The organism is Cohnella sp. GbtcB17 (assembly GCF_019091135.1).
Classification (GTDB): domain Bacteria; phylum Bacillota; class Bacilli; order Paenibacillales; family Paenibacillaceae; genus Cohnella.
Genome location: NZ_JAGXJW010000049.1, coordinates 55,762 through 64,369, shown reverse-complemented (window position 1 = coordinate 64,369; position 8,608 = coordinate 55,762). Strand labels below are relative to the sequence as shown.

The 8,608-nt window shown below is 52.4% G+C and carries 10 protein-coding genes, 1 tRNA gene and 1 pseudogene; 4 read left to right on the top strand and 8 right to left on the bottom strand.

Annotated elements, in window-relative coordinates:
- Positions 1-102: 102 nt before the first annotated feature.
- Both KVT38_RS24235 and KVT38_RS24230 read right to left on the bottom strand, forming a co-directional pair.
- On the bottom strand, positions 103-744 hold the full coding sequence (locus tag KVT38_RS24235) for a BRO-N domain-containing protein (protein WP_217596318.1): 642 nt from the start codon (positions 742-744) through the stop codon (positions 103-105).
- Positions 745-985: 241 nt separating this feature from the next.
- Complete coding sequence (locus KVT38_RS24230) at positions 986-1,237, bottom strand: helix-turn-helix transcriptional regulator (RefSeq protein ID WP_217596317.1); 252 nt, start codon at positions 1,235-1,237, stop codon at positions 986-988.
- 95 nt (positions 1,238-1,332) lie between these two features.
- Here KVT38_RS24230 and KVT38_RS24225 point away from each other — a divergent pair, with 95 nt between their 5' ends.
- From KVT38_RS24225 to KVT38_RS35610, 3 genes and pseudogenes are all read left to right on the top strand, one after another.
- A complete protein-coding gene (locus tag KVT38_RS24225; protein WP_217596316.1) occupies positions 1,333-1,680 on the top strand; it encodes a helix-turn-helix domain-containing protein in 348 nt (115 codons plus the stop codon).
- 14 nt (positions 1,681-1,694) lie between these two features.
- Positions 1,695-2,762 (top strand): ImmA/IrrE family metallo-endopeptidase, encoded by a 1,068-nt coding sequence (locus KVT38_RS24220; protein WP_217596315.1) that lies wholly within the window; start codon positions 1,695-1,697, stop codon positions 2,760-2,762.
- 20 nt (positions 2,763-2,782) lie between these two features.
- A pseudogene (locus KVT38_RS35610) lies at positions 2,783-3,826 on the top strand (recombinase family protein); the annotation flags it as partial.
- A gap of 446 nt (positions 3,827-4,272) precedes the next feature.
- Here KVT38_RS35610 and KVT38_RS24205 read toward each other — a convergent pair.
- Positions 4,273-4,348, bottom strand: a tRNA-Ala gene (locus KVT38_RS24205).
- A 167-nt stretch (positions 4,349-4,515) separates the two neighbouring features.
- On the bottom strand, positions 4,516-4,977 hold the full coding sequence (nrdR, locus tag KVT38_RS24200) for a transcriptional regulator NrdR (protein WP_090113883.1): 462 nt from the start codon (positions 4,975-4,977) through the stop codon (positions 4,516-4,518).
- A gap of 116 nt (positions 4,978-5,093) precedes the next feature.
- On the opposite strand from nrdR, the gene KVT38_RS24195 reads away from it, so the two are divergent.
- On the top strand, positions 5,094-5,312 hold the full coding sequence (locus KVT38_RS24195; RefSeq protein WP_217596314.1) for an alpha/beta-type small acid-soluble spore protein: 219 nt from the start codon (positions 5,094-5,096) through the stop codon (positions 5,310-5,312).
- Between the two features lie 83 nt (positions 5,313-5,395).
- On the opposite strand, the gene KVT38_RS24190 is transcribed toward KVT38_RS24195, so the two are convergent.
- The 4 genes from KVT38_RS24190 to mutM all read right to left on the bottom strand — a co-directional run bounded on the left by KVT38_RS24190 (position 5,396) and on the right by mutM (position 8,585).
- The gene (locus KVT38_RS24190; protein ID WP_217596313.1) at positions 5,396-5,977 is read right to left on the bottom strand and encodes a lytic transglycosylase domain-containing protein; all 582 of its coding nucleotides are present in this window, start codon (positions 5,975-5,977) and stop codon (positions 5,396-5,398) included.
- A complete protein-coding gene (gene coaE / locus KVT38_RS24185; protein ID WP_217596312.1) occupies positions 5,974-6,582 on the bottom strand; it encodes a dephospho-CoA kinase in 609 nt (202 codons plus the stop codon). Before coaE ends, KVT38_RS24190 begins: the two co-directional genes overlap by 4 nt.
- A 224-nt stretch (positions 6,583-6,806) precedes the next feature.
- Positions 6,807-7,529 (bottom strand): sporulation membrane protein YtaF, encoded by a 723-nt coding sequence (gene ytaF, locus KVT38_RS24180; protein WP_217596311.1) that lies wholly within the window; start codon positions 7,527-7,529, stop codon positions 6,807-6,809.
- Between the two features lie 114 nt (positions 7,530-7,643).
- Entirely contained in the window at positions 7,644-8,585 is a 942-nt protein-coding gene (gene mutM, locus KVT38_RS24175; RefSeq protein ID WP_217596310.1) for a DNA-formamidopyrimidine glycosylase, read from the bottom strand.
- Between the last annotated feature and the right edge of the window lie 23 nt (positions 8,586-8,608).

Sequence of the window (8,608 nt, the reverse complement as noted above, 5' to 3'; positions counted from 1 at the left end):
TTCGCGTCGAGCAGACGCTGCATGCGACCGTCGAGCCTAAGCCATTTTGCGGGCTTGTTCATGGTTCTTGTCACCTCCGGGGTGTCCAGAATGCGGACATCCTTAATTGGCATGTTTGGAATAAATGGCCTTGCTGACCGACATGTCGAGTTTGAAGCGATCGACGATACCCATAAGCTCGATCGTATCGTCGAGGATCGGCTGCCGTTCGATGAGCATGGCCGGCGTCATCTGGTTCTTTTTGAGCATCTTCGGGTGACCGAACTTCGAGGAGACCGCTTTGTCGGCGATGATGTTCGCCTTGATGAAGTCCGGCCTACCAGGTTCGCGAAGGCTCGCATTCAGCCGGCTCATTGCTTCGCGCTGATGTTCCTTGTCCAGCATGCGGAAGACTTGGAATGCTTGGAGACCGGTCGACTGGCGAAGCGATTTGATAACGTCGAAGACCCAATCCTGGAACGCTTCGGCCTCCGGCTTGTTGCTGCGGAAGATGAGTCGGTATATACCGGGCTCGCATACAATCAAAACTTCTTGTTCGCCGCCAGGGGTATCTAGTTTGCATACACCCTTCTGATGCTCGGGCAGCCCCTTTGCTTTAGAACGTGAGTTGCCGTTTACCGCTTGTGCGGTGTTCCTGATGCCGAGTGCTTTCGTAACATCTGCGGCCACCGCCCACCAATCGCCAGGCGTAACTTCAACGAAGCGGATGTCGTGCTGGAGCCATGTCTCGATGCGAATGTTCATGTTGGCTTGGCCTCCTTTTCGTTCGCAAGCAGCTCTTTTACAACAATCTTTGCGAATACATCAATTGCCTGAGCAGGATTGGTATGGGGAACAGTTTTGATGGTTATTCTAATGTTGGATTCCACCATGCACCTCTTCTCTGCAATTAATCAAATTTAATTTGAGTTTTAGGCATATTTTAACAGAAGCACAAATTTCTCTTGCGCAATATCAAATTTAATATTATACTGGCTTTGTTGAGTTAAATTAAATTTGAGTCCATGGTAGAGAAATACGCGGGATCATGAAGATCAGGGAAAAGCTCATTGTCTGACTTGCCAAAGTAGTGCTCAATGCGAATGAGCAACTTGGTGCCAGGGATTGAACGGCCGCTTTCGAGTTCACGAAGATGGGTTTCCGTGATACCGAGTTCGATAGCGACAGCGCGCTGCGTTCCTTTAGATTCTCGAAGGGTCTTAAGATGATTGCGGGGCAATACTTTTCTAGATCCCATAATATGCCTCACCTCCTTATGTGACTACTATACCACTCAAATTTAATTTGAGCATTAGCCTATTAATCAAATTTAATTTGTGGAGCGTGTTTTATTTGTCACTCGGAAGCCGTATTAGAGAATTTCGTAACAAAAGAGGTCTAACTCAAGGGCAGCTAGCTGACAAACTGGAGATGACCGAAGCAAACATTTCAAGCTACGAACGTGATAAAAGCGCACCTCCGAGCGATAAGCTTAACGCAATTGCTGCAATTTTAGATGTCTCTACCGACTATCTGTTAGGTAGGACTTCTAATCCAAACGAGCGTCCAGAACATCCAGATAGTGATGATAACAAAGATCTTCATTTTATTGCTCGTGAATACAAGCACCTTGATACTGCTCAAAAAGATCTTCTAATGACTATGCTGAAGACAATGCGCAAAGACAGAAATCAAAAATAAGGTGATGCGATTTGATGATTCCGGTGCGCCCCCGTTATGAAAAAATAGCAGAATGCGTATATCACTTTTTTATCGCTGAGGACATAACTACCTTCCCTATAGACCCATTTAGCATCATTAAAAATCACGGTTGGGAGCTGTACAGATATTCGCAATTGGCTGAGCTACACGGAAAAACGATCCAGGATATATGCGATGCTTGCCAGACAGAAGATGCATGCGCCCTAAGAGACGGCGATACATTTATCATCATGTACAACGACACAATTGAAAACCCAAATAGAATTAGATTTACACTTATGCATGAGATCGGCCACATTTTGCTTGGACACCTTTCAGATTTTGGAGAAACCCAATTCAATAGGGGTGGTCTGTCTAAAAGCGAATATGAGACGCTTGAGAGGGAAGCCCACGGCTTTGCGAGAAACGCATTAGCGCCGCCGTTTATCATCAGCCAGCTGACCGGAAAATTTAATAGGTATGTCATTGACGATATTTCTTTATGTTTTATGATCTCTCCCTCTGCTTCCAAAACTAGAATCAAAACATTGAGTTGGGATAGCGGCCATTTTTCTAAATATTTGTCGGAGCTGTTAGTTAGGTTTCAGCGGTTTACGTCCGTTATCCTCCACTCAAAACAATGTAAAAATTGCAAAACGCATTTTATTAATCATTTCTCGAGGCATTGCCCTGTATGCGGTTACACAAAATTCACTAAGCAAAGAGAGGTTAACGATATGATATATTCGGGAGTCGAATTAAATTCATTTGGTCGGCCGAGAATTTGCCCGCGATGTCAAAACGAAGAGATTAGCGAAAACCACATATACTGTGGTGTTTGTGCTACATACTTAGCCAACAGGTGCACTCATATAGAATATGGATGGAATAATAGTATTGAATATGCTTGTGAGGAGCCTGCCGCGGGGAATGCTAGATTTTGCACTAAATGCGGAGCCCCTACAACCTATTTTCAAGCTGGTCTATTAAAGCCCTGGGAACAAGAGATGAAAGAGAAAGCAGACGCTCGGCATGCACAAGCCATTGCTGCTTTTAGCGAGATTTACGCTGAACCCCATTAAAATAAGAGAGGTACGTCACAATGAAAGTAACTAGAGCAGTGGCATATCCCCGCTATAGCTCAGACAACCAGCGTGAAGAATCCATAACTGCCCAACTCAGAGCCATCGAAGAGTATTGTAAGCAGAAGGGCTACACGCTCGTTGAGGTCTATCCTGACGAAGAGAAAACAGCAACAACTGATAAGAGACCCAACTTTCAGCGAATGATCGCTGATAGTGCTAAAAGGCTGTTTGACGTCGTCGTTGTTCACAAATTAGACCGCTTCGCGCGAAATCGCTACGACAGCGCTCACTACCGCAGAATTCTCAAGCGAAATGGCGTTCGCATCGAAAGTGTATTAGAACGCCTGGACAGCTCACCCGAATCAGTTATTATGGCGTCCGTGCTCGAAGGTATGGCCGAATACTACAGCTTAAACTTGGCACGTGAAGTCCGTAAGGGGCTTTCGGAAAATGCAGCGACTGGCATTCACACCGGTGGGCGCCCACCATACGGGTTGATGGTGGACCCGCAGACGCGCAAACTTGTCATTGATGAGCGAACCGCGCCAGCTGTACGTCTATATTTTCGTGGAATTGATACCGACCAATCGCTAGACTCGATCGCGGCCACTTTAAACGAAAAAGGTTATCGAACTCAGGAAGGCCGTGAATTTACCCGAAATAGTTTCGACCAGTGGGCACGCAACCGAAAATATCGAGGGGATTACACTTGGGATGTCCAAGCCGCGAAGGACGAAGAAGGTGTTAGGCATGGAAACAACAAACCAGCCGAACAGCAAATCTTAATCCCCGGGATCATCCCTGCAATCATAGATGCTGACCTGTGGGATCGGGTAAATGCAAAAATGAATGAACGCAAAAGGAGACCAGGCATGATGAAAGCAAAGATCAATTACTTGCTGACAGGTAAGGTTTACTGCGGGAAGTGCGGCGCTCTTTATGCTGGAAACTCTTATACAAGTCCACGGAGCGGCCACAAGAAGACATACACCTATTACAAGTGCCAAGCAAGATGTGGCAACACAAGCATTCAAAAAGAAGCGATCGAATCATTGGTTATCGAGAAATTACGTGACACCTGCTTTTCGGATGAAGGCACTTCAGAAATTGTCGCACGTGTCCAGGAATTATACCTACAGGAAAAGAAACAGACTGCATCTGAAGTGGCGCCAATTAAAAGTGAGATGGCGGATCTCAAAGCCCAGATTAAGAACTGGACGCAAGCTTTGGGTGCTGGTGTCAAAAGCGTTATTGAGGAAATCAAACACGCCGAACAGCGACTTGAGATTTTAGAGTTTGCCCTCCAGCGTGCTGAGTTAATCGGGAAAATTCAGGTCCTCGATGAACAGCGTATAATTGACATTGTGAATATAAAAAAGAATTCCCTTCTGTCCGCCGATGAGGAAGACAAGAAAGCAATTCTTCAGGAATATGTAGATCGTGTCGTCATTCAGCCGTCAAACGATATTAACAATTACAGCGCTGAAGTCACGTATAGGGTTTTTAGTGGTGGAGCCAAGGGGGATCGAACCCCTGACCTCATCGCTGCCAGCGATGCGCTCTCCCAGCTGAGCTATGGCCCCGTATGATGTGTCGTTCGTTGGCGACAAGAATGATCTTATCACAGGACCAAAAGGCATGTCAACCACATTTTGAACAAAATTGCGTTGTTCGCTCCTTCGTCAGAATGCAGCTGAAAGCTCTGCCCGATCAAGGCGCAGAGCCTGTCCGCCATCCAATGACCCTTCAGTCAAATTCCGTGCTTGTTGATCAGAACGTTCAACTCTTTAAGGAACATGTTGATGTCTTTAAACTGCCGGTACACGGATGCGAAGCGCACGTAGGCGACTTCGTCGACCGGGTACAGCTGCTCCATGACGCTCTCGCCGATCATGTTGCTGTCGATCTCGGCCTGGGCGGTGTTGCGCAGCTCTCGCTCGACGTTGGAGACGAGGATCTCGAGCTGTCCGACGGACACCGGGCGCTTCTCGCAAGCGCGCAGCAGGCCGCGCAGCAGCTTTTCCCGGCTGAACTCTTCGCGGCTGCCGTCTTTCTTGATCACGATGAGCGGCGTCTCCTCGACCATCTCAAACGTCGTGAAGCGGCGATTGCACGATTCGCATTCGCGGCGTCGGCGGATCGACTTGTTGTCGTTCGCCGGACGGGAGTCCAGCACTTTCGTACCGTTGTAGTCGCAATAAGGACATTTCATATGTCGATGGCTCTCCTTTGACGAGAGAAACTTTTTTTAAATTTCCAAGCCTTCCCTTACATGATTCCGGGGATAAGGCACATAATACGTTTACCAACCGCGAGGAGGTGAACAACATGAGCCAAAACAGCGGCAACAGCAACAACCTGGTAGTCCCTCAAGCATTCGGTGCGCTTGATCAACTGAAGTATGAAGTTGCTCAAGAACTCGGCATCGCGATCCCGCAAGACGGTTACTACGGGAACATGGTTACTCGCGATACCGGATCGATCGGTGGCAGCATCACCAAGCGTCTGGTCCAAATCGCCGAGCAACAACTCGCAGGCCGTTTCTAAGTTCATGCTCTTCACCTAGGTAATTCAATAACAAGGAGTCCTGAAGCTTCGCGCTTTAGGGCTTCTTTTCCATTTTAACGTGCTTAAGACCAATTGTCATACAGTTCGTCGTATTTCTTGTGGTAAAAAAGCACCTTTTGCACATATCGCCGGGTTTCTCCGTAAGGAATATCCGACAAAGTCTCCTCTCGGCCGTCCCAAGTGCCCTCCCGCAGCCATTGCTTCACCTTGCCCGGCCCTGCGTTGTAGGCAGCCAGGGACTTGACTGTGTCCCCCTCGAACTGTCGCAACAGATCCTTGAGGTACCACGCTCCTAAGCGGATGCCCGCGTCCGCCCGTTCGCCCGCCAGCTTGGTCGTAATGCTGCCGAAGTCGTCCTGCTTCAGAATCCACTCCGCGGTGTCCGGCATAATCTGCATGATCCCGATCGCGCCTTTCGGGGAGACGGCGTCCGGCTCGAAATTCGATTCGACCCGAATGACGGCCGCGATCAGGCGCGGATCGACGGCGTAGCGGTCCGCATTCGACTGAATTTCCTTCTGATACTGGATCGGGTATACCATTTTGCCGAGCCATTCGGAGCGGATGAAAAGCAGCGCAACGACCACGATGAGCAACGCGAGAAACCATCGTTTTCGCTTCGGTCTTGTCCGCTTTTTGCTCATAACGGCACCGGTCCCGAGCGGAGCGACCGCCAGAAGCGATCCAGCTGCGCTTCCGTGTCCGCGAGCGAGCCACTATTGTCGATGACATAATCGGCCAGCCGACGTTTTTCTTCTATATCCATCTGCGCCTCGATCCGCTTGTCCGCTTCTTCCGGCGACAGCCCGTCGCGTCCGATCAGACGCGCCCGCTGCACCTCCCGAGGAACGTACGCGACCATGACGCCCTCATATAAATGCTGCAGCCCCGATTCGTAAAGCAGCGGAATGTCCGCCACGACCAACCGGTCGGGCCGCTCCGCTTCCAGCGCAGCGATTCGCTCGCGCATCAGCTCGCGAATGGCCGGATGCGTGATCGCCTCCAACGCTTTTCGCTCGTCCGCGTCGGCGAACACGATCGTGCCCAGCAGGCGCCTGTCGAGCGTGCCGTCAGCCTGAATGACGCGATCTCCGAACCGCTCGGCGATCCGGGCGAGCGAGGCTTGTCCGGGTTCGACAATTTCCCGGGCAATGCGATCCGCATCGACAAGCGCGGCCCCTCGGGCTACCAGCATGCGCGCGACTGTGCTTTTGCCGGTGGCGATGCCGCCGGTCAATCCGATATTCATCCTGCATACCTCCTTGCAGCGGCTAAGTAAGCCGACGTTCGCTCCGTTCAAAAGGGACGCTGCGAGTACTCGGCGGCGATTTCGCTCGCAGACCATGTCGCACCGCCCGACCATGCCATTATCCCCTCGGCTCAGATTCGAGTCCATCAACCGGCTAACGGCCATGCTGCTGAGTCAATGGGATAATGGCATGAATCAAAATAAAAGACATGTGCCGCAGACGTTCAGGACGCCTGCATCAGCTTGAATATGCCCATTACGATTAAAATAATGCCCGGCAATACGGTAAGCCGCTGCACCCAGCGCAGCCCCGCCGCCAAAAATCCGACGCGCATGCCCGCCCAAAGAAACATGCCGCTCGCCGCGGCAATCAGAAGAGCCGTCGGCATGGCGGGGAAACCCACGAGCGCCGCGCCGATGCCTGCGCCGAAAGCGTCCAGCGATAAAGCGATGCCGAGCAGCAGCGCTTCTCCCGATGTTATGATACCCGATCGGTCGACGTCGGCGACCGAAGGCGTACGCAAGATTTGAATGATGAGACCGAAAACGCGCAGCTCGAGCGTCAGCATCGGCACGGCGCCATCGACGTCCTTCGCGCTTGTCGCATCAGCTTTTTTCTCGTCCCCATCTGCAGTACCGCTATCCGACGAGCGATTCCCATCGACGTCCGCCTTGCGGTTGCGCGCAAATTGAATCAAAGCCCATGTCCCGATCCCGATTAAGATCACCGCGCCGACAGCCTTGGATCCATAGGGAGACAGCCATCCGGCGATGAGCGATCCGACGATCATAGAAATGAGGATAACCGCACCCGAGCAGGCCGCGATGATGGCGATGGACGGGAGCGGAATGCGAATCTTGCGCAGACCGTACGTGATGCCGACACCGAAGCCGTCCAAACTGACCGCGAACGCTAGAAACAACAATGATGCCGAATGTGCGAGCATGACCGTACCTCCTGCATGGCGAAGACATGCCGACGAACCCGGGTAGGGATCGACGGTTCTGTTCATCCTATGCACAAAGGCAGGCGAATGCCCGCTTCGATCTCGAACAATCGGTTACGATTCGCTCGCGGCGGCGCCGTCCAGTCTCCGCTTGACGGCGTTGCCGCCTTCCCGATATCGCTTGGACGCGGCTGCGCTGGCGCCGGTCGCCGGTCCCGCGGCGCCCTTCGGCGGCTTCTGGCACTTCGCGCACACATGCGTTCCGCGCCCGCCGACGACCGACTTGGCGATCGGGTGCCCGCACGCGGGGCAAGCCTCGCCGGTCCTTCCATACACGCGGAGCCGATGCTGGAACATCCCCATCTCGCCCTGTCCGTTGACGTAGGACTTGACCGACGAGCCGCCTGCTTCGACGGCCGCCGTGAGCGTCGTCACGATCGCCTCATGCAGCCTGATCCAGTCCTTCGGCTTCAATTCGCCGGCCATGCGTTCCGGATGAATGCCCGCCAGATGGAGCGCCTCGTCTACATAAATATTGCCGAGCCCCACGATCCATTCCTGATTCAGGAGCAGCGGCTTGATCTTCGTATTTCTGCGGCCAAGCGAGCCACGCAGCGCATCCGCGGTGAAGCCCGCTTCGAGCGGCTCGAGCCCCAGCTTGGCGAGCGGCGGCGACACGAGCTCCTCGCCGGCCGGGAACAGATGCATCGTGCCGAATTGGCGCACGTCCGTATATCGCAATGCGGTCCCGTCCGTGAAGTGGAAAATGACATGCGTATGCTTGTCGAGCGGCACGTCGTCCGCGAACAGGCCGTAGCGGCCTTCCATACGCAAATGGGAAACGAGCACGAGCCCGTCCAGAATAAGCCGCAGAAACTTGCCCCGCCGCTCGACGGCCGTAAACGTCCGCCCTTCCAGCATCGCTGCGAACACGTCCGGATCGTCCGGCTTTTGCAAAATGCGAGGCAGGCGCACCGTTACCGCTCGGATTCTCTTGCCTACGATCAGCTCGCTCAGCGTGCGCCTGACCGTCTCAACCTCCGGGAGCTCCGGCATATCGTTCATCCTTTCTCTAAGGT